Source organism: Vibrio sp. 811, from assembly GCF_033339195.1.
Genome location: NZ_JAWOUB010000696.1, coordinates 1 through 579, shown reverse-complemented (window position 1 = coordinate 579; position 579 = coordinate 1). Strand labels below are relative to the sequence as shown.

1 pseudogene is annotated in these 579 nt (G+C 41.3%); it reads right to left on the bottom strand.

Going from position 1 to position 579, the window contains the following annotated elements:
• Nucleotides 1-110 precede the first annotated feature (110 nt).
• Nucleotides 111-452, bottom strand: a pseudogene (locus tag R7Q46_RS28890) (ISAs1 family transposase); the annotation flags it as partial.
• Nucleotides 453-579 lie beyond the last annotated feature (127 nt).

Here is a 579-nt window from a genome sequence, read left to right as displayed (position 1 = left end):
CACTCTTAAATGCTTTGTTATGCAAAATCACCTTGCATTTACATTATACTGAAGAGGCACACCGCAAGTTTTCAACATGTACTTAGCTCCAAGGGCGCGAACGTACTTTGTTAAGCTGATGTAAAGAGAACTTTTGCTCTATAATCTTTGTCCCACGTAGCCTTATTCATCTTTCTTGGTACAGACACGCTCCCTTCTGACTTCCTGAAGAGGTTCTGCACAAATCGGCGACAACAAGCCATATTCAATGCCGAGTCCCCAGCGTAAATTCGCTGCTCGTCTTCTTTGAAAATAACGTCCAAAGCCCAGTGCTGCTGGTTCTCGATGTGCCAGTGTTTCCTTGTTGCGTTTGAGGCTAACTCTAAAGACAAATGGTCTGTGCAAATGTAGTACGATGTTTCATAGCTTCCTTTCCCTTTGACGCTTCTATCTCTCACCACAGCAACTATGCTTTAAACGACATGTATTCAATTGTCTAGCTTCAACATATGAAGGTTAAGTGAACATAAACAAGCGAAGGAAACAGGGCCATGGAAGTCGATAAAAATGATAAGTTAACAAAAAAATTACAGATAGTGA